The sequence below is a fragment of the Sphingobacterium sp. 40-24 genome (genome assembly GCF_001899705.1).
GTDB lineage: Bacteria > Bacteroidota > Bacteroidia > Sphingobacteriales > Sphingobacteriaceae > Sphingobacterium > Sphingobacterium multivorum.
The window spans coordinates 84,746-106,225 of record NZ_MKWH01000037.1; the positions used below are offsets into that span (position 1 = coordinate 84,746).

Genomic DNA, 21,480 nt, shown 5'->3' on the forward strand with positions numbered 1-21,480 from the left:
TATTAGAAACTCTTTTTTTATTCATAACTTTGACAAATTTCATAGTTTTAATTGTAAATGGACAATCTGACATATTTGAGTAATGCTGATTCGGCTTATGTCGATGGCTTATATCAATCGTACAAGCAAGATCCCCAATCGGTAGATTTCGGATGGCAAAAATTCTTTGAAGGTTTTGATTTCGGTCAAAATGCTGGCGGAACAACAAGTTCAGTAGGCGAGGCTACTCCCGAGCACGTATTGAAAGAAATCAATGTGCTGAACATGATCAATGGCTACCGCGACCGTGGCCACCTATTCACACACACTAACCCTGTTCGTGAAAGACGTAAATACTATCCTGGAAAGGAATTGGAAACGTTTGGTCTTGCAGAAGCAGACATGAACACCGTTTTTAATGCTGGAGTTGAAGTCGGTTTAGGTCCAGCAACATTGAAAGACATCCGTCAATTGGTGGAGGATACTTACTGCCGTTCTATTGGTGCAGAATTCAAATATATCCGTAATCCAGAAAAAATTAAATGGTTACAGGACCGCATGGAAGCGGATCGCAACATGCCAAAATTTTCGTTGGATACCAAAAAGAGAATTTTAAACAAATTAAACCACGCCGTTGTATTCGAAAACTTTTTAGGCACTAAGTTTTTAGGTCAAAAACGTTTCTCGTTGGAAGGTGCAGAAAGTTTAATACCAGCATTAGATTCGGTCATTGAAAAAGGTGCAGAAATCGGTATCCAGGAATTCGTTATCGGTATGGCTCACCGTGGCCGTCTGAATGTCTTGACTAATATCATGGGTAAATCTTACAAATCAGTATTCTCTGAATTTGAAGGTAAGACCTACGCTGATGATCCTGAAGTAAACTTTGGTGGTGACGTAAAATACCACTTGGGCTTTTCTTCTGAGGTTAAAACAAACGATGGCAAATCTGTCCATTTAAGTTTGGCACCGAACCCTTCGCATTTAGAAACTGTAGATCCAATCGTTGAAGGCATGGTTCGTTCTAAGATTGACTTCAAATACGAAGGTGACTCGTCTAAAATTGCACCGATCATTATTCATGGTGACGCAGCAATTGCTGGACAAGGTGTGGTATACGAAGTAACCCAAATGTCGAAATTAGATGGTTACAAAACTGGTGGTACGGTACATATTGTGATCAACAACCAGATCGGTTTTACAACGAACTATAAGGATGCGCGTTCTGGAACATATTGTACAGACGTCGCAAAAATCACTTCTTCACCCGTGTTCCATGTGAACGGTGATGACGCTGAAGCGGTAGTTTATGCGATTAATTTAGCTGTTGAATACCGTCAAAAATATAAAACAGACGTATTTATCGATCTATTATGTTATAGAAGATTTGGACACAACGAGGCAGATGAACCGAAATTCACGCAACCATTGTTGTATAAAATCATCGAAAAACATCCAAACCCAAAAGAAGTTTACGCTAAAAAATTAATTACTGAAGGAAGTATTGACGAGGCGTATTCAAAAAATATCGAAAAGGAATTTAAGGCTGAATTGCAAACTAAATTTGAGGAAGCTAAAACAGTTGAGGTATTGACTGAAGAAATTCCGATGTTTAAAGGAGCATGGGAAGGATTACGTCCCGCTAAAAAAGGTGAAGTATTAACAACCTCGGATAAAACGAAAGTTGCAAAGGATTTATTCTTAAAATTAGCGAAAGAAATCACGACCTTACCTTCGGATAAAAAATTCCTCCGTAAGATCACACGTTTATTTGAAGATCGTGCCAAAATGATCACTGCTGATTCATACGATTGGGCAATGGGCGAATTGATGGCTTACGCGACTTTATTGGATCAGGGTAACCGTGTACGTATCTCGGGTCAAGATGTACAACGTGGTACATTCTCGCACCGTCATGCGGTATTGACACTTGAAGATTCGGAAGAGAAATACGTTCCTTTAGCGAATATTAAAGGTGGTGATAAATTCTCTATCTACAATTCATTACTTTCCGAATATGCTGTTTTGGGATTTGAATATGGTTATGCATCTTCTAATCCAAATTCGTTGACAATCTGGGAAGCTCAATTTGGAGATTTCTACAACGGTGCTCAAATCATCGTCGATCAATATCTATCGAGTGCAGAGACAAAATGGAAACGTTCTAACGGTTTAGTGATGATGCTTCCTCATGGTATGGAAGGTCAAGGTCCTGAACACTCTTCAGCGCGTATCGAAAGATTCTTAGAGTTATGTGCAGATGAGAATATGATCTTAGCAAACTGTACTACTCCAGCTAACTATTTCCACCTGTTACGTCGTCAACTGGTACGTGAGTTCCGTAAACCATTGGTTGTATTTACGCCAAAATCATTGTTGCGCCACCCTAAAGTGGTATCACCGTTAAAAGATTTTACAGAAGCTGCTTTCCAAGAGGTAATTGATGATGCAAATGTTGCGGCGAAAGACGTTAAACGCGTGTTATTCTGTTCGGGTAAAGTTTACTACGACCTATTAGAGAAACAAGAGGCGGAAAAACGCAAAGATATCGCTATCGTGAGATTGGAGCAGTTATTCCCAATTCCTACAGAGCAATTGAAAGCAATCCGTAAAAAATACAACAAGGCAAAAGAATTTGTTTGGGTTCAGGAAGAAAATGAGAACATGGGCGCATGGTCTTATTACTGCCGTAAACTAATGGGTACTGAGATTGCATTTACAGGTTTTGTTGCCCGTAAAGAAAGTGGAAGTACGGCTACGGGTTACATGAAACAACACGTTGCACAGCAAGCAGAAATCTTAAATAAATCATTCGAATAAAAACAATTTAAAATCAATTGCGTCTTAGCTATAGGACGCAATTGTCAATAAAGAACATTATATATGAGCTTAGAAATTAAAGTACCAACCGTAGGTGAATCAATCACGGAGGTAACCTTATCACAATGGTTGAAACAAGATGGCGATTATGTGGAGATGGATGAAAACATCGCCGAACTGGAATCAGACAAAGCAACGTTTGAATTACCAGCTGAGAAAGCGGGTATCTTAAGAATCATTGCACAAGAAGGTGATACTTTAGAAATCGGTGCCGTTGTTTGTACAATTGAAGAAGGCGCTGCTCCTGCCGGTGGTTCAGCTCCAGCTGCTGCCCCTGCTGCAGAAGCGTCAAATGCAGCTCCAGTTGCGGCTGCCGCTGCAAAAGATGAAGATCCAGACAGCTATGCTGCTGGTACAGCTTCTCCTGCTGCTGCAAAAATCTTAAGAGAAAAAGGAATTGATCCTTCTACAATAAAAGGAACAGGTAAAGAAGGTCGCATCACAAAAGAAGATGCCGAAAAAGCTCAACCTGTCGCTAAAGCTGCTGCACCAGCAGCAAAACCTGCCGCTGCTCCTGCTGCGACAGTTGCTCCGGTAGCGGGTGCAAGAAACGAACGTCGTGAGAAATTATCTTCATTACGTAAAACAATCGCGAAACGCCTAGTTGCCGTTAAAAATGAAACGGCTATGTTGACAACATTCAATGAAGTCAATATGCAGCCGATCATGGATCTTCGTGCTAAATATAAAGACACCTTTAAAGAGAAATTTGGTATCGGTCTTGGCTTCATGTCATTCTTTACAAAAGCAGTAACAACTGCATTGGCTGAATGGCCTGCCGTAAATGCCCGTATCGAAGATAACGAGATTGTATATTCTGATTTTGCAGACGTTTCAATCGCAGTTTCTGCACCTAAAGGTTTGGTTGTTCCGGTTATCCGTAATGCTGATGCCATGTCATTGGAGCAAATTGAAAAAGCAATTGCTACATTGGCAGGTAAAGCCCGTGACAACAAATTAACGATTGACGAGATGACTGGTGGTACATTTACCATTACCAACGGTGGTGTATTCGGATCAATGATGTCTACGCCGATCATCAATGCTCCACAATCTGCAATCTTGGGTATGCACAACATCATCCAACGTCCTATTGCTGAAAATGGCCAAGTGGTGATCCGTCCAATGATGTACATTGCGCTTTCTTATGATCACCGTATCATCGATGGTCGTGAATCAGTAAGCTTCTTGGTTCGTGTAAAACAATTATTAGAAGATCCAGCTCGTTTATTGTTGGGTGTTTAAACCGCAATAAAATTGGAAATATAAAAAGACCTATGCTTTGCGGCATAGGTCTTTTTCTTTCTCAAAGTGTCTCCTATCCTTGGTCTGGAGGCACCTTCAGTTCGTTTCCATTGCTGTTGGTACCAGCGAAATTATGAAGGTTTTATTTACATCGGAATGAAGCAATATACTTAACGAATATGAATCGGAGATAGACGAATATAAATCACCTTTTTAATTTCTCCCTTTTAATTTTTACTTTCAGCTTGTTAAAGATCAAGGATATCCTAATATGCAAACACCGCTATCATGTAAAGGTCGGTATCCGAATATGGAACTTGATATTAAGCAGACATAACAAGCAAATGAAGTATAAAATTCTAATAACAATTGTATATCTATTACTTGCTGTAATGACCTTGTTTGCCAACATGGCAAATCCAATGAGCCCCCATAGCATAACAGGACAGCTCGTTCCCGCAGGGAAAGTGAGCGTTACCAGCGAACGTATTGACATTCGTCTTTTAACGGACACTTCGGATGATCATGCGGACTATCAAAGCCACTTCAACATTGTTTATAACATCCATGCAGAAGAGGCTATTGAATTGCCGCTGGTATTTCTCGCTTTAAATATGAACGGATTGGATCGCGTCCTTGTCAATCAGAACGAAATTGAAGGAAAAAAGATGGATCAACCCGGTTCAAAATTCCCCTTTTTACGTTTAAAGGATGGCTATTATGAGCTCAGTTACGACAGCGATGAATGGAAGCGTATTTCGCTGAATGATGCCTTTTATTTTACCGCGAAGCTTCACAAAGGTGATAACAGCATTCAGGTTCAATACCGTGCTTATATGGGCTATGACCGACGGGATATTCGGACCAGATACAAAATTGATTATCTCTTATTCCCCTCCAGATACTGGTCGTCCTTTGGCCCGATTGAACTGTATCTGCACCTCGATGGGAAGATGGAGGTACTTACACAAGATCTGGGAACCGCCAAATTACAGACAGATTCCATTGTTCACTGGAGAATTGATCAGGTAGAAAAGAAAGAGCGTTTTCATATTGAAGTTGTCTTAAAAACCTCCTTGTTGGCGAAAGTAATTCTTTGGATAAGTCCAGATGTACTTGCGCTGATCGGATCGTTATTTTTGCTATACCTACATATCCGGTATATTTATCTAAAATACAAAACTGGCAAATACCGATATGCACTCCTGATCGGGAATCTAGTCATTCCAAGCTCTTTCTACTTGTTCATTTGGTTTTGGTCCAGTCTGGCCAACTATTTTGTCAATGGAGTCTTTGACGAAAAATCCCGTGGTTTTATCCTGTTGGTCATCTTCACCTTACCCTTGATCTATCTCGTCTATGATTTGGTTTTACTTATTATCGATAGAAGCATTCGCGCTAGATTAAGCAGGTAGAAAACCGGCTGTTATTTTTTATAGGTCAGCTTGTTTTCAATCATACGATTGTTATATTGCTGGATAAAAGCTTTCATCTTGGTTTCCATCGTATCCAATACCGCTGGATGCTGTTTTAACAGGTCCTGTTTCATCAAGCGGTCCTTCTTAAGATCATAAAATGAGGTCACTTTCAGTCCATCATAAGACATCATATAATCTTTATAATAGAGGTTGTAGCTCCCTGAATTATTATTGAGCACAAAATTATCCTTGCCCGGTTTCAAGGCATCTGAACCAAAGGCAAAATAAGGCTCGTCATAGTGCAGATAATTCAACACTGTCGGCATGATATCTATTTGCTGCACCAATTTATCCGCTTTGCCCACCAGATTATCACCAGGTGCATAAAATATAATAGGGATTTCAAATGCTCCTGCAGTGGTTTGATATTCCGGCAGATAGCTTACAGTAGCATGGTCGGCACAGATAACAAATACGGTATTCTTGTACCAGGACATTTTAGAGGCTGTGGCAAAAAATTCGCGTAAGGCATTATCGGTATACCCAATAGGCTCCTGTACGGGCAGAGGTCCCTTAGGGAATTTCCCCTGATACTTTTCAGGCACCTTAAATGGATGATGTGATGATAAAGAGAAGAAACTAGCAAAAAATGGCTGATGAAAGGTATTGATCTTGTTTGCTACAAATTGCAAAAATGGTTCATCCCAGATTCCCCATATCCCGTCGAAATCAGCATCATTGTTATACTCGTTTTTGCCAAAATAATGTTGGATACCTGCCAATTTCATATAGGCAGAGAAGCCCATGCTCCCATTTGGTGCGCCATGAAAAAAAGCAGTCTCATATCCCTTTTTCCCTAAGAGCTTCGCTAAGCTGGTGGTTTCATTTCCAGAATAGATGGAAAGCACAAAAGGCTCACCTATCGAAGGAATGCCCGTAATGACTGACGGTAGCGCATCAATTGATTTACGGCCATTGGCATAAGTATCTGTAAAGGTGTAAGCATTGCGTATCAAGGAATCCAAAAAAGGCGTATAACCTTTGTATTTTCCACCTTGGATATCTTTATTCAATTCTCCAAAATGTTCTTTTGCAAAACTCTCCAAAATCAGAACAACGACATTTTTCTTTGTAAAGGGCAGGTCTGATTGCGGTACATGAATGGGATTGTATAACTGTTCAAGCTCTGTTTCGGAAAAATAATGAACGGGTTTGAGGCTCACGGCCTTTAATGTTTTCAATATACTGAATGGCGTATTGAGCACAATATTCATTTCTTCCGGTGTCTCCACATAATCACCCGCATTGCTCAATGTTATGGGACGTGTGCTATGCGCCCAACCGCCACGCACTCCACCAATAAAAAGGAAGGCTGTCAGTAAAAACAAAGGCAATTGGATCAAAAATGACTTCCAGCTATATCTCGTCGTCCTTTCAATCTGAATAAGTTTATAGGATTTAATCAACCCATAGACAATCAGCACCAATAGTATAATGAGATACCAATAATCCAAACAGAAATCAAAGGTCAGCTTGATCAAGTTAGATTCATTGGAGAACTGGTCAATTACCGTTCCAGTGGTCCTTTTGAGGGTAAATGGGTAGTAGGCAAAATCAATCAAATTTAACGCTATGCCAATTGAATTGGTCACGATGAAGATCCATTTCGCAACATTTTGATAGTGTTTATTTAATTTAAACGGTCCTGGAATAGTCTGCATAACAATATACAGGATATTTAAATAGAGGAGTGCCACAATGTCAAAGCGTACGCCACCGGCAAACATAACCAGAAGCTTACCGGCATCGACATGGGGGAATAAGGAAGCATTTATGCCATAAAAACCCAATCGCAATAGTGCGTAGATGAGCAGAAGAAAGACAAAACGAATTGCGACAGCAAAATAAGGTGCAAATACTCCTTTTAATTTCATAGCCCTAATATTTTAAAAATTCACGGTATACGTCTTGATAGTACGCTTTGGCAATATTCAATAAGCTATCTGTTTTGCCAACCGGATATTCCTTATTGGCTCTATAGTTAATGATCCTTCCAACGTTATCAAATGAAACGGCTTGTTTTGGTGTAATTACACCGAAGGCGTCTTTAGAATTATAGAATGCTATTTGTGGTGTTGTGGGATTAAACAGATCACGGCTCCAGTGATAATGATCTGTCGGAAGCTTCAATTGTGTCAATAAAGTTGCCGCCAGATCCGTTTGGTTACCAATTCTATTGAATATTTTGCCGCGATATTCAGGTTTGATCACATCGCCGAAAAAGATCAGCGGAATATGAAAGCGATTGGGGTGAAACAGCTCCCATTTTTCTGAAGGAAGGCGATGTCCATGGTCAGCGACAATAACGAAAAGGGTATTTTTATACCAAGCTTCCTTTTTGGCTTTATTAATAAAATCAAAAACAGCTGAATCTGTATAATTTGCCGTACTTCGGAATTTATCTGCATTGGTGGCATTCCCAAATTTATAGCCGTGTTTTAATTCAAATGGTTCGTGATTAATTAAAGTAAAGATCGTCGAAAAGAAAGGTTGTTTTTCTTTTTTAAAATCCTTGATCATCTGATTAAACACGACATGGTCATAGACACCCCATGAGGCACGTTCCGCATCTAAGCCAAAATTGGCATTATCCACCACCCTAGATATCCCGTGTGTCAGCATATACGATTTAAAATTGTAAAACTCGCTCTGACCACCGTGATAAAATGATGTTTCGTAGCCGGCATGATCGAACTCCTGTCCAATGGCAGGCATATTTTCATGCTTGTCGATATATTTGATAATACTCTCGGGCCCTTGCGCCGGAAAACCGCTCAACACCGCTACCATGCCTTTGTCGGATCGATCAGCTGCAGAATAAATATGGTCAAACAAAATACCATCCTTAATTAATTCTTCCATGTGTGGCGTAATTCCCTTTTCCCCTCCGAGAGACTGAATGAGATCGCCAACAAAGCTTTCCAGCATGATAATAACGACATTTGGACGAGTGGTTGACAGGACCTCAACAGCAGAATCAGGCTGACTTTGAAAGGCGGGCCGTAGCTTGTCCTGAATGTCCTTCTGATCACCATAATAAGTATAGGGATTTTTAAGCTTGGTACTTTTAGCAAAAAAATCCCGCAAAAGCGACCATTGTGTATTGACTGCTGCGTGGTTGTAAAATGTTTCCTCGGAATAATAGGCCTTACTGGGGTTTAACGTCGCTCTTCCGTAACCACCACGGATAAACGTGAAAAGTACAAAAACTCCGATCGCCAGTTTGAGAAAATTACTGACAGGAGACTTGAGATTGAAAAAAGAGACTTTTTTAAACATCCAACGGTACAGAAAATAACCGCAGAATATACCGATCAACATCCCAACGATGGGGAGAAACACCGGCGTGGATTCAGCCGAAGCGACGGCACCCGAAGGCGAAGCAAAAAATGCATCTATGGCACGTTTAGAAATCTTGTCGCCCCACTCCCGATAAATATTGACATTGATAAAACTTGTCACAAAGAACAATACCAGGACGATAATGGTATAGATATCAAGGATCAGTCTTTTGGGTTTCAGTTTTGGAAAGAAACTTAATAGGCAATACACAAGAAATGGTAATGCACAGATATAGGAGACTGCAGAAAAATCCAGATTCAGACCATGGTAATAAATCCTGAAAATTTCTGTGAAATTAGAAAAACCTATCTTCTCAAAAAAAGCAATAACAAAAATCAATCTATCTATAAAACAGATAATTAACCAGAACAGAAAATACTGTGTTAAAGCTCTAAGCTCATTAGCAAATCGTTGCATCCCTTCGTGTAAAAATAAAACAGGCAAATTTACATTAATTTACATGAAATACGGGCTAATTACTTAGTAATATGAAGAAAAGATTAAAAAAGTATAAATCTTACGTTATGCTTTACCTAACTGCAATAACCGCCTCTTCTGCTTAGGAGGATCCTCATTAAACGTATTGCTTAGCCATTATTCATAACTTCTTTTTGTTTGAGAACAAGATCAATGGATTACTAAGGAAAATAACATAGAATTCCTTACTTTTGTGTTCCTTAAAAGTTTGAATACAAAAATTTAAAATGAGCATAGCGAAAACTTACAATCCAAAAGAAGCTGAAGAAAAATGGTACAGCTATTGGAAAGCGAATGGATTTTTCCGTTCCACCCCGGACGAACGTGAACCTTACACGATTGTGATGCCCCCTCCGAATGTCACGGGAGTATTGCACATGGGGCATATGCTGAATAATACCATTCAAGACGTTTTGATTCGCCGGGCACGTATGCAGGGGAAAAACGCTTGTTGGGTACCGGGGACCGATCACGCCTCCATTGCCACTGAAGCTAAGGTCGTCGCTATGTTGAAAGAACAAGGAATTGATAAACGATCTTTATCTCGTGAAGATTTCTTAAAACATGCTTGGGAATGGAAGGAAAAATACGGTGGTATTATTCTAAAACAGCTCGAAAAACTTGGCGCTTCCTGTGACTGGGATCGTACACGTTTTACCATGGATCCAGAATTATACCAATCTGTTATCCGTGTATTCGTCGATCTATATCATAAAGGATTAATCTATCGTGGTTACCGCATGGTCAACTGGGATCCTGAAGCAAAAACAAATATCTCAGACGAAGAGGTTATTTATAAAGAGAAAAACGGCAAATTATACCACTTGAAATATCAGGTTGAGGGAACAGATCAATACATTGTTGTGGCGACTACCCGTCCTGAAACCATCTTTGGTGACACAGCCGTGTGTATCAATCCCAATGATGAACGCTATACCTGGTTAAAAGGAAAGCAAGTCATTGTGCCGATCGTTGGCAGAAAGGTGAACATCATCGAAGATGAATATGTCGATTTGGAGTTTGGTACTGGATGCCTTAAAGTTACTCCAGCACACGATGTGAACGACTATGCACTAGGTAAAAAGCACAACCTGGAATTTGTCGACATCTTTACCGACGAAGCAAAACTAAACGACAATGGCCTGCATTACGCAGGTATGGATCGTTTTAAAGTACGTAAAGAAATCGAGAAAGAGCTTGAGGAAAAAGGGTTATTGGAGCAAGTTGAAAACTATACCAATAATGTTGGAACTTCAGAGCGAACAGGTGCTGTTATAGAGCCAAAAATCTCCAATCAATGGTTCCTAAAGATGGAAGATCTTGCAAAACCGGCATTGGATAATGTGATGAATGATACCATTAAATTTCATCCGACAAAATTCAAAAATATCTACCGCAACTGGATGGAGAATGTTACCGATTGGAACATTTCAAGACAATTGTGGTGGGGACATCAGATACCGGCGTATTTCTATGGCGACGGAAACGAAGACTTTGTGGTTGCACAAACGGTTGAAGAGGCCCTTGTTCTAGCGCAAGAAAAATCAGGTAATACAGCGCTTCAATTGACCGATCTACGTCAAGATGAGGATGTGCTTGATACTTGGTTTTCAGCTTGGCTATGGCCAATTTCAGTTTTCAATGGCATCAACGAACCAGAAAATGCAGAAATTAATTACTATTACCCTACGCAAGATTTAGTCACTGCTCCGGATATTATCTTCTTTTGGGTAGCACGTATGATCGTTTCGGGCTATGAATTCCGTGGACAATTGCCTTTTGAAAATGTTTATTTCACAGGTATTGTACGGGACAAACTGGGCCGCAAAATGTCTAAATCACTGGGCAACTCTCCCGATCCGATAGATTTGATGAACGAATATGGTGCAGATGCAACGCGGATGGGCATGTTATTGACTGCTCCAGCAGGTAACGACCTTCCTTTTGATGTAGAACTTTGTGTACAGGGCCGTAATTTTGCCAATAAAATCTGGAATGCCTTCCGCTTGGTTAAAGGTTGGGAAATTACTGCTACTCCGGCTTCAGATTCAGATAAGATTTCAGCATCTTGGTTTGAGGCAAGGTTAAATCAAGCCTTGGTCGATATCGAAGAAAACTTCAAACACTATCGTTTATCAGATGCATTGATGACAACCTACAAATTGGTATGGGATGACTTCTGTGCTTGGTACCTTGAATTAGTGAAACCGGCTTATGGCTCCCCTATTTCTAGTGAAACCCTAGAGACAGTAAAATCTTTTTTCCAACGTATACTCACTTTAGTACACCCTTTCATGCCTTTCTTGACAGAAGAATTGTGGCACGACGAACTGTTCGGTGTGAAAGACGAGAAAGATTGCATTATCGTCGCCGCTTATCCGACAGCAACTGATTTTGATGAGCAGCTTATCAAAGATTTCGCTGTCGCTCAGCAAATTATTTCGGAAGTTCGCAATATCCGCAATTCTAAAGGTATCTCCCCTAAAGTAGCATTGCCATTGGCTATCAATCAACAATCAGATATCAATTTAGCACAATATATTGACATCATTACCAAAATTGCAAACTTGGAAGGCGTAACTTTTGTTTCTGAGAAAGTTGCCGGAGCCGCAAGTTTCCTTGCTGGCAAAGACGAATGTTATGTTACTTTGGAGAACAATATTGATGCGGATGCTGAACGTGAACGTATTGCCAAAGAATTGGAATACCTAAAAGGTTTCCTTGTATCTGTAGACAAAAAGCTTTCCAATGAGCGGTTTGTGCAAAATGCTAAACCTGAAATTGTTGAAAACGAAAAAAGTAAAAAGGCAGATGCCGAAGCAAAGATTAAAATTCTTGAAGAAAGCTTAATAGCATTGGGCTAAGACCTATGCAATAGAGCTAATAAATTTTGTAAAAAGTCCCGTGCGCTGCGCGGGACTTTTTTTATGTTTCAAGATGATCAAATTCGGAGATCCTTCGGTTCTTCTTCGGTGCTTGTTCGGTACTTCTTCGGAGCTTATTCGGTCGCAACCGAATAAGCTCCGTCCTATATCCGTATCATTTACGTTAAATAATTGTGTAAATGATGAAGTCGGTTCCTAGCTTTTACACACCGAAAATCCGGTTTCTGCAAAATGCTAAACAGGCGGTTCAAGAGAATTTCAGTTGGCCATTCACAGGTAATATATATGTTAAGGATGCACGATATAAACTTGTAAAGTAAAAATGCAACATGAAGTTCTCCCGTTTAAACAGTGCACTTTATAATTGCTCAGCAACAAACAATGCAATTAACTTTATACGGATTCCTGTAAAAAAATGAATAACTTTATAAGAGCGAACTTAAATTATAGCATTATGGGATTCAAAGAAACATTTCAGATTAACGGTGAAAACCTTTTACAAAAGATCAAAGAAATCATTGCTGAGGGCAATGTGAGCAAAATCAGCATCTCGGACAAACATGGCAAAGAAATCATGAGCTTTCCTGTCACAATTGGTGCAATAGGCTTGATCTTAGCACCTGTCTTTGCAGCAATTGGTGCTGTAGCCGCATTGCTTACAGAATGTACAATTACCGTAGAACGAAATACAAACAAAGACGAAGAAGACAAAGAAGATAACAGCACAGATCCACCTACAACGATTACCGTAAAATAATCAATTTAAAATTGACCGTTATGAAGATCTTTAAAAATATACTATGTATCCTATTCGCCTTGCTATTCATCAATGCGGGGCTGGATAAACTTTTTCATTATATGCCTACGCCACCAATGGATATGGATATGAAAAAGGTATTTGAGGCTTTTGCCACGATCAAATGGCTAATGCCACTGGTTGGAATCATCGAACTCTTGGGCGGTTTATTGTTTATTTTCCCAAAAACCAGAACACTGGGTGCACTGGTCATCTTCCCCATACTCATTGGTATTTTTACCCATAACATGATTTTTTACAGCCAAATGGGACTAATTATTTGGGCCGTACTTTTCATTATTTGGCTATGGGTGGTATTCGAAAACTGGGGCAAGTATAAAAAACTGATGGAATAATTGCTTATATTCTCCTCCCAACGAATATCAAGCAGGATAATGCATCTATTAAATACCTATTACTTTGACAAATTGATAGGTATTTAATGTTTTTATTAACATAAAATTAAAAAACAAAAAACTTTTTACGACTAGAATGGTTTGGTCAATTATTTGATGTGTTTTTAGAACATTCCCACGATAAAATAATTTTATACAAGGGAAATGAAGAACTGTCTAATATTTGCTAGCAAGTATAGCATATAAATTAAACTTGCATTTACACGCAAATTTATCTTAGTTTGCTGAAATCGTGTCGATATACGTTATATATCTGAAACTTAGCAAACTTTTTTCCGTTTTAATTTTTATTAATAGATATTTAAATCAAATTATACGTTGAACAGATTTACCCGAATTGCTTTCAAAACAATATTGTGGATTATTGGAGTAATAATTGCGCTGGCTATTTTAATCGTATTTTTAATCAGAATACCCGCCGTTCAGAATTATATTGCTGGAAAAGTAACACACTATGTCGAAGGTAAGATTGGTACCCCCGTCAAAATTGGCTACATTAATATTGATTTCCCTAAAAAGCTGGTTTTAGAGGACATCTATTTAGCTGACCAAAGCAAGGATACGTTAGTGGCAGGAAAAAGCATAGCTGTCGATATCAATATGCTAAAACTTCTGAAAAATACCGTTGAAATTCAAAGCATTGAAGCAGAAGGAATCACCGCAAAAATCCGCCGTACATTGCCGGACAGTTCATTCAACTTTGATTATATTGTTAAAGCTTTCGCTTCTCAAAAGGAAAGCAAACCAACTGCAGACAGCAGTTCAGCCCTTCTATTTAATCTCGATAAAGTCAAATTTGATAAATTTCATATTGTCTATGCCGACGATGTTATTGGAACGAGTGCTGATGTTTATCTGAACAGCCTAAATACCAACATCAAGAAGTTCGACCTCACAAAAAACATGGCTTTCAATCTGCCCAAAGTGAAGATAGATGGTCTGAGTGCCACAGTGAAACAATGGCGACCAGTTGTTGATGGCACGGCACCCACGGTCAAAGATTTTGGCATTACAGATAAAACGGCACAGGTAACCACCTTGCTTCCCGATGTCGGCATACAGATTGCTGACCTGACCAATATCTTAGTGCGCTATGAGGATCAATCCAGTCTGCTGAATACAAAATTTTATATCAAAAATCTTCATGCAGACATTAACAAGATCGACCTTAATAAAGAACTTGTCGATATTCAAACGATCAATCTTGACGGTTCGGACAATAATGTGCTCTTTGGAAAGATCCAGAAAAAAGTAAACACAGAAGCGAAAAACACCGCGGATACCACCAAAATAAACTGGATTGTCTCAGCCAAAGAAATCCAAATCAACAATACAAGCTTAGCGTATAGAGACGACAATCAGGCCCGTATGAAAGGCTTTGATTACTTCAATATTAAGATCCCTGGAATGAAAACCAGTTTAAATGATCTTTACTATAGCGCCGATTCGATCAGCGGATCATTAAAAGAGCTTGTAGCCTCTGATCATTCCGGGTTTGTGATCAAGCAATTGAAAGGGGATTTTAAGTATACAAATACAGGTGCGGAGATCAAAAACCTGTACGCAGAAACACCGCGTACCCTACTGCGTGATTACTTAAAAGTAACCTATCCATCTTTGGATATTATTGCCAAAAAGCCAGAGTTAATCTATGTCAATGCAACGATCAAAAAGAGCCACGTAGATATGCGCGACATCTACTATTTTGCTCCTTTTTTGGATACCATGCAGGTGATGAAACCATTAATGGACAAAAAGTTTAATATTGATGGCCGCGTTGTGGGTAAGGTAAATGATTTAAATATTCCGGCAATTGATTTCCAAACGCTGTCCAATACACGTGTCATTGCAAGTCTGCATTTAAAAGGGCTACCCAATGTCGATAAAATGTCAATGGATCTTAATTTAAAAAAGCTGACTACAGGTCGTTCGGATATCGAAAAGCTGGTTTCAAAAAAAATGCTGCCTAGCGGAATAGAGCTACCCAATACGATTGGCCTTACCGGAACTTTTAGAGGGGGAATGAATGCCTTTAATACCAATCTTTCCTTAGTAACAGAAAAAGGAACCGCCAAGTTCAATGGTAAAGTAGGCATGATAGGCCGCGATACAACCTACGATGCCTATGTGAGTATTCGTGATTTTGACATTGGTAAGATTATGAAAATGGACAGCACATTAGGAATACTTTCCTTCGAAGGAAAAATTAAAGGCCATGGTACCGATCCCAAGAAGCTTGTAGCCAACTTCGATGGTAAAGTAAATCGAATGGATGCGATGGGTTATCGTTATCAGAATATCGATATGAATCTTACCGCAGACAATGGAGATATTAAAGCTTCTATTGTCAGCCCCGACCCCAATATTCAATTGAAGTTAAATGCAACGGCCAACATGAAGTCCAAATATCCACAGGTCGATTTCGAACTTATGGTGGATACCATTAATCTTAAAAATTTAAAATTAATGGACGACGAATTCAAATATCATGGTAAACTTGTCGGAAACTTTAGTTCAGCTGATCCTAATTTCTTAAATGGAGAAGCGCATATTACCAATTCATCTATTGTTTACAATGATGCTTATTACTCGCTAGACAGCATTTCACTGATTGCAAAAGCGGATACGAGCCGCAACTTACTGCTTTTAAAATCGGACTTTCTAAATGCCCACTTAGTCGGAAAATACAAAATTTTAGAATTGCAGAATGCCGTTCAAGACATCTTACAGGTATATTACCAACCAGGCAAAGCTGTTAAAGTTCCCAAGTACGAGCCTCAGAACATCGAGTTTTCGGCTCAATTGACCAGAACTAAATTTATAAAGGATTTCTTGCCAGAACTGACCGAAATGTCTGATATTACGTTGGATGGTATGTTTAATAGTCAGTCAAAAACTATTCTTGCCAAATTGGACGCACCTAAGATTATTTATAATGGTACCGAGATCAATAACGTTACCTTAGATATAAATACGCTCGATAGCACGCTCTACTATTCGGCCTTGATCAATAAAATCAAGGTGAGCAATATCGAACTGGTGAATACAGTCTTCAGTGGTAAAGTCATTCAAAACAATTTGGATTTTGGCCTTTGGATTAAGGACAAGAAAGAGAAAGAGCAGTATCATTTGGGCGCCAATATGCGCGTTGATAATGGAGCATTTGTTTTTAGCCTACTTCAGGATGGCCTTATGCTGAACTACGACAAGTGGACGATAAATCCAAACAACGTGCTCAAATTTGGCAGCACGGGTATTCAGGCCAATGACTTTATCTTAAGTAATAAAGGACAAGAGCTGAGTATATCATCGCAGGACAGTGTGCTCAATTCGCCACTCAACATTGCCTTTAAAAATTTCCGCATTGAGACATTAAGCAAAATGCTTGAAAGTGAAACTGTCGATCTCGGCGGCGGGATTAATGGTCAGGCAACCATATCACGTTTGGAAAGTAGCCCTGTCTTTGTATCCGATCTTGTGATCGACAAATTCTATATTGGAAAAGATACTGTAGGAAATGTCAATATAAAAGTGAACAATGAAAAAGAAAACACGTATAATGCGAATATCAGTATCAGTGAAAATGGCAACAATGTGGTATTAAGTGGTGATTTTATCAATCCTCCACAGGGAGAGGCAAGCCTGGATTTCACCTTAGATATTGCGCCACTCTCCATGCAGACGGTTCAGGCATTCAGTTTGGGTTATCTAAAAGACTCGAAGGGAAATCTTGAAGGCCAGTTGAAAATAACGGGATCACCATCCAAACCACTCATTAACGGCGATGTGAAGTTTAAAGATGCACAATTCAATATTGCGATGTTGAATGCACTTTTCAAAGCCAAAGATGAAACCATTCATCTGGATGAAAGGGGTATTACTTTCCCTAAATTTGCATTGGAAGACAAAAAAGGGAATATTGCCAAGGTAACGGGATCTATAGAAACCAAAACGTATACTGATTTTGATTTTAACCTTAATGTCAATACAGACAATTTTGAGGTGCTCAATTCAACACAAAGCGACAACGACATGTTCTATGGTAAAATGTATCTTACCTCGAACCTTCGCATTCGGGGAAATCTTGATAAGCCTATCGTTGATGGTACAATCAAGGTATTAGATGATACCGATTTCACCTTTGTCATGCCAAACGAGGATCCGGGGATGGCCGATCGTAAAGGTGTTGTCGAATTTGTTGATAAGAGTGATACCACAAGAGCCAACGTATTTGCAAAATTAGATTCGATGACCGTAACCCGTCTGACGGGAATCGACGTAGATCTGAATCTTCAAACGGATAAAGATGCCAAATTTAAGATCCTCTTGGATGCCGGTTCACAGGATGCACTGAATATCCAAGGAGAAGCGGAACTGAATGCAGGCATTGATGCGAGCAGCAAAATTACCTTGTCAGGTACATTTACCGTAGACAAAGGAAGTTACTCATTCAGTTTTGGTCCCGTAAAAAAAGATTTTACATTCCGAAAAGGAAGTACGATCACCTGGAACGGAGATCCCCTGGATGCGCAGCTTAATATCACAGCGGCATACACAACCAAAGCTCCAACGCTGGAACTTGTAGCGACGCAACTGGGATCAGAAAACGCTAATTTATACAAGCAACGTATTCCTTTCAATGTCTTGTTGAAGATTACAGACAAATTGTTCCAACCGCAACTGAATTTTGATATCGACTTGGACGAAAACAACTCGGTTGTTTCCCAAGATGTGATCAGCAAAGTAAATAACGCATTGACCACCTTGCGTGAAAATCCATCTGAACTTAACAAACAGGTCTTTTCACTCATCGTTTTAGGACGCTTTATGTCGACCAATCCATTTGAAAGTTTATCCGGTGGTGGTGGTACTGAAGCCATTGTCAGAAATAGCATCAGTTCATTTCTGAGCGGTCAATTGAACCGCCTTGCCTCCGAGCTTATCACCGGAGTAGAACTGGATTTCAACTTAACTTCGGAGGAAGATTATGCGACTGGAGCGGGCCAAACCCGAACAGATCTGAATATCGGTGTATCTAAAATGCTTTTAAATGATCGTCTAAAAATTACCGTCGGTTCTAATTTTGAAGTTGAAGGAAATACACGTCCCGGAGAAACCGCCAACAATATTGCTGGGGATATCCAATTGGATTATCAACTTTCGCAAGATGGTCGCTATTTTGCACGGGTATATCGTAAAAATCAATATCAGGTCACGCTCCAAGGCCAATATGTAGAAACGGGTATCGGATTTATCATCAATATGGATTACAACCGATTTAAGGAAATCTGGATGAGTTCGAAAAAACTCAAAGAGTACTATGACACAAATAGCAAAGGTTTCAGAAAACGTTTTGATGTGGAACGTATGGAAACCGATTCAGTCTATCGTGATAGCGTACGCACAGTCATCAGAGATAGTTTAATGACCCATAGCCCTGAGTACAGAAAACGTATGGAGGAAAGAGAAAAAGAAAAACGTAAACAACAGTTGGACTCAACGAAACGTACGCCGAAAAGCGATAGTCCAAAATCAAACATAGATACCATCAGAACGACAGCTATAAAAAATGAAGATGAGGAAAGGAGTTATCATGCAAACTAAACTAAAATATATTGTTGGAATAGTTTCATGCGCTGCATTTATAGCATCCTGTTCGTCAACCAAGAATCTGAAAGAAGGGGAAAGCTTATATGTCAAAGGCAATGTGATAGTCGATTCGGACACGATTTCCAAAGAAAATAAGGAGAAGATTGCGACTCATTTAGAAGCTGCATTGATGCCAAAGCCCAATAAACGTTTAGCTGGCGTACCATTTAAGTTGTACTTCAACAATATGGCCGGCGATTCTGTAGGGAATAATATCATTAAAAAATTTTTCAAGAAAATTGGTGAAAAACCGGTATTGTTGAGCGATGTCAATCGCGAGTATAATGAGAATCTACTGCGCAATCGTCTGGAGAATTTTGGTTTCTTTAATGCTGAAGTAAAATCCGACACTTTGGTTGAAAACAAAAAAGCAACGGTTAATTATACAGCCAAGCCAAATTTTATCTACCGAATAAGATCTGTTCAATTTGATATTGACAGCACAACGCAGCTGGGTAAAGATATTCGTTCGAGCTCCGATAAAAGTCTCTTACAGGTGGGCAAAAATTATAGCCTTGATGTTATCCTAAATGAGCGTGACCGCATCGACAATGACCTCAAAAATAAAGGGTATTATTATTTCAGCCCTGATTACATCCTGGTTCAGGTAGACAGTTCACACCGGAACAACAAGGTCGACATGTATGTTACTGTAAAGAAGGAAACACCGGCACAGGCGAGGGTACCTTCAAAGATCAATAAAATCTACATTTACCCGAACTACACGGAAACAAGCTCTGGCTATCAGCGATCCACCCGTAATGCGGAACTATATGATAGCAGCTACTATTTTATAGACCGCCAGCATCTTTATAGAAAGCCTGTTATCGCGAATCATATCTTCTTTCATCCCGGCGATGTCTACAACCGTAATGCCCACAACCAAACCATCAGCCATCTGGTGAATCTCAATAGCTGGAAATTTGTCAAAAACAACTTTGTTGACAGCAAAGAAGTTCCCAACGCACTTGACGTCTACTACTACTTAACCCCGTTGCCAAAAAAATCACTCCGCGTGGAACTATTGGGAAAAATGGCTTCGGTATATAATGGTACAGAAGTTAATGTCAACTGGACTTTACGCAATGCATTTAAAGGCGCAGAGCAGTTAAGTTTTAATGTATTCGGTGGTTATGAAACCCAGACCGGTGGATCGGCTGACCTCAATTCGAGTTATTACCGTTACGGGATGGAGGCTACACTGACCTTTCCGCGGATATTGTCCCCTTTCGGAAGGATTTCTCCTACGCGCCGTTTTATTCCGAAGACTTACGTCAAAGGCCGCTATGAATTTTTAAATCGCCGCAAAGCATATACCTTAAATTCCATCGCATTGGATTACGGTTATATCTGGCAGGAGTCTGAGGAGAAGCAGCACGATCTTGCGTTAATGGAGATTACCTATGTTCAGCCTAAAGGTATTTCTGAAAACTACCAAAAACAAATGGATACTATTCCGGCGTTAAGGCATGCAATAGATCCACAATTTACGATCGGCCCAAATTATAACTTCACGTTTCAAAACACGATGAAGCAGCATTTGAAAAATACATTTTATTTCAAAGGCAACCTGGACCTCTCGGGGAACATACTCGGTTTGATAAAAGGAGCTGATTTCAATAAAGGGAAAACGTTCAAATTGTTCGATGCTTATTTCTCCCAATACATCAAGATCAGTGGCGATGGCAGACACTATCTTAAATTGTCGGAGAATTCGCAGCTTGCCTCACGGGTCAGTTTAGGGTTAAGCTATTCCTATGGTAACTCGCGGTCACTTCCTTATTTAAAACAATATTATGTAGGTGGCCCTAACAGTATCCGTGCATTTGGAGCTCGTGCGATTGGACCGGGAACAGTTGCCCCTGAAAAATTAAGCAACGGCCTCTTCTATGCCGACCAGACCGGTGATATTAAATTGGAACTTAACACAGAATACAGAGCTAAATTAGCAGGCTTTGTTCATTGGGCAGCATTCATTGATGCTGGGAATGTGTGGTTGCAACGGGATGATGTCAACAAGCCGGGCGGCAAGTTCAGCAAGAACTTTTTAAATGAATTGGCCGTCGGCGGTGGAGCTGGATTACGCTTCGACTTTACGTTTTTGATCATTCGTACAGATATGTCAATACCTTTTCGCATTCCCTATCTTCCAAAAGGAGAACGTTGGGTATTTAAGGATATCGACTTTGGAAGTTCAAAATGGAGAAAGGATAATTTGATGTTCAACCTAGCCATCGGCTATCCGTTCTAGGATTTCAAATTTGATTTACACATAGAAATAACAGGTTTGAACGAATTTCAGGCCTGTTATTTTTTTTACTATTTTATAAAAG

General features: G+C 39.7%; 10 protein-coding genes. 8 read left to right on the plus strand and 2 right to left on the minus strand.

Annotated elements, in window-relative coordinates; all coding sequences use genetic code 11:
- The first annotated feature begins 57 nt into the window (after positions 1-57).
- The 3 genes from BGP15_RS15145 (at position 58) to BGP15_RS15155 (ending at position 5,519) form a co-directional block, all read left to right on the plus strand.
- Positions 58-2,799: a 2-oxoglutarate dehydrogenase E1 component gene (locus tag BGP15_RS15145; protein ID WP_286769996.1), complete on the plus strand. Its 2,742-nt coding sequence runs from the start codon at positions 58-60 to the stop codon at positions 2,797-2,799.
- Positions 2,800-2,862: 63 nt separating this feature from the next.
- A complete protein-coding gene (gene odhB / locus BGP15_RS15150) occupies positions 2,863-4,104 on the plus strand; it encodes a 2-oxoglutarate dehydrogenase complex dihydrolipoyllysine-residue succinyltransferase (protein WP_286769997.1) in 1,242 nt (413 codons plus the stop codon).
- A 344-nt stretch (positions 4,105-4,448) separates the two neighbouring features.
- A complete protein-coding gene (locus BGP15_RS15155; protein WP_286753140.1) occupies positions 4,449-5,519 on the plus strand; it encodes a hypothetical protein in 1,071 nt (356 codons plus the stop codon).
- A gap of 11 nt (positions 5,520-5,530) precedes the next feature.
- On the opposite strand, the gene BGP15_RS15160 is transcribed toward BGP15_RS15155, so the two are convergent.
- Both BGP15_RS15160 and BGP15_RS15165 read right to left on the minus strand, forming a co-directional pair.
- Positions 5,531-7,456, minus strand: a complete 1,926-nt coding sequence (locus tag BGP15_RS15160; RefSeq protein WP_286753139.1) for an LTA synthase family protein — start codon at positions 7,454-7,456, stop codon at positions 5,531-5,533.
- A gap of 4 nt (positions 7,457-7,460) precedes the next feature.
- Positions 7,461-9,341, minus strand: a complete 1,881-nt coding sequence (locus BGP15_RS15165) for an LTA synthase family protein (protein ID WP_286769998.1) — start codon at positions 9,339-9,341, stop codon at positions 7,461-7,463.
- Between the two features lie 287 nt (positions 9,342-9,628).
- Between BGP15_RS15165 and BGP15_RS15170 the strand changes: the two genes are divergently transcribed.
- From BGP15_RS15170 to tamL, 5 genes are all read left to right on the plus strand, one after another.
- On the plus strand, positions 9,629-12,265 hold the full coding sequence (locus BGP15_RS15170; RefSeq protein WP_112375522.1) for a valine--tRNA ligase: 2,637 nt from the start codon (positions 9,629-9,631) through the stop codon (positions 12,263-12,265).
- Between the two features lie 475 nt (positions 12,266-12,740).
- The gene (locus tag BGP15_RS15175; RefSeq protein WP_286753136.1) at positions 12,741-13,043 is read left to right on the plus strand and encodes a DUF4342 domain-containing protein; all 303 of its coding nucleotides are present in this window, start codon (positions 12,741-12,743) and stop codon (positions 13,041-13,043) included.
- Between the two features lie 20 nt (positions 13,044-13,063).
- Positions 13,064-13,438, plus strand: coding sequence for a DoxX family protein (locus BGP15_RS15180; RefSeq protein WP_075994106.1), 375 nt, complete (start codon positions 13,064-13,066; stop codon positions 13,436-13,438).
- Positions 13,439-13,816: 378 nt separating this feature from the next.
- Positions 13,817-19,102, plus strand: coding sequence for a translocation/assembly module TamB domain-containing protein (locus tag BGP15_RS15185; protein WP_286769999.1), 5,286 nt, complete (start codon positions 13,817-13,819; stop codon positions 19,100-19,102).
- A complete protein-coding gene (tamL, locus tag BGP15_RS15190; RefSeq protein ID WP_286770000.1) occupies positions 19,068-21,398 on the plus strand; it encodes a translocation and assembly module lipoprotein TamL in 2,331 nt (776 codons plus the stop codon). The genes BGP15_RS15185 and tamL overlap by 35 nt, the downstream gene beginning before the upstream one ends.
- Positions 21,399-21,480: the final 82 nt, after the last annotated feature.

Excerpts from the sequence above, each read along its gene's own strand:
- BGP15_RS15145 (WP_286769996.1), top strand. The coding sequence starts at position 58 with ATGGACAATCTGACATATTTGAGTAATGCTGATTCGGCTTATGTCGAT.
- odhB (WP_286769997.1), top strand. The coding sequence starts at position 2,863 with ATGAGCTTAGAAATTAAAGTACCAACCGTAGGTGAATCAATCACGGAG.
- BGP15_RS15155 (WP_286753140.1), top strand. The coding sequence starts at position 4,449 with ATGAAGTATAAAATTCTAATAACAATTGTATATCTATTACTTGCTGTA.
- BGP15_RS15160 (WP_286753139.1), bottom strand. The coding sequence starts at position 7,456 with ATGAAATTAAAAGGAGTATTTGCACCTTATTTTGCTGTCGCAATTCGT.
- BGP15_RS15165 (WP_286769998.1), bottom strand. The coding sequence starts at position 9,341 with ATGCAACGATTTGCTAATGAGCTTAGAGCTTTAACACAGTATTTTCTG.
- BGP15_RS15170 (WP_112375522.1), top strand. The coding sequence starts at position 9,629 with ATGAGCATAGCGAAAACTTACAATCCAAAAGAAGCTGAAGAAAAATGG.
- BGP15_RS15175 (WP_286753136.1), top strand. The coding sequence starts at position 12,741 with ATGGGATTCAAAGAAACATTTCAGATTAACGGTGAAAACCTTTTACAA.
- BGP15_RS15180 (WP_075994106.1), top strand. The coding sequence starts at position 13,064 with ATGAAGATCTTTAAAAATATACTATGTATCCTATTCGCCTTGCTATTC.
- tamL (WP_286770000.1), top strand. The coding sequence starts at position 19,068 with ATGAAGATGAGGAAAGGAGTTATCATGCAAACTAAACTAAAATATATT.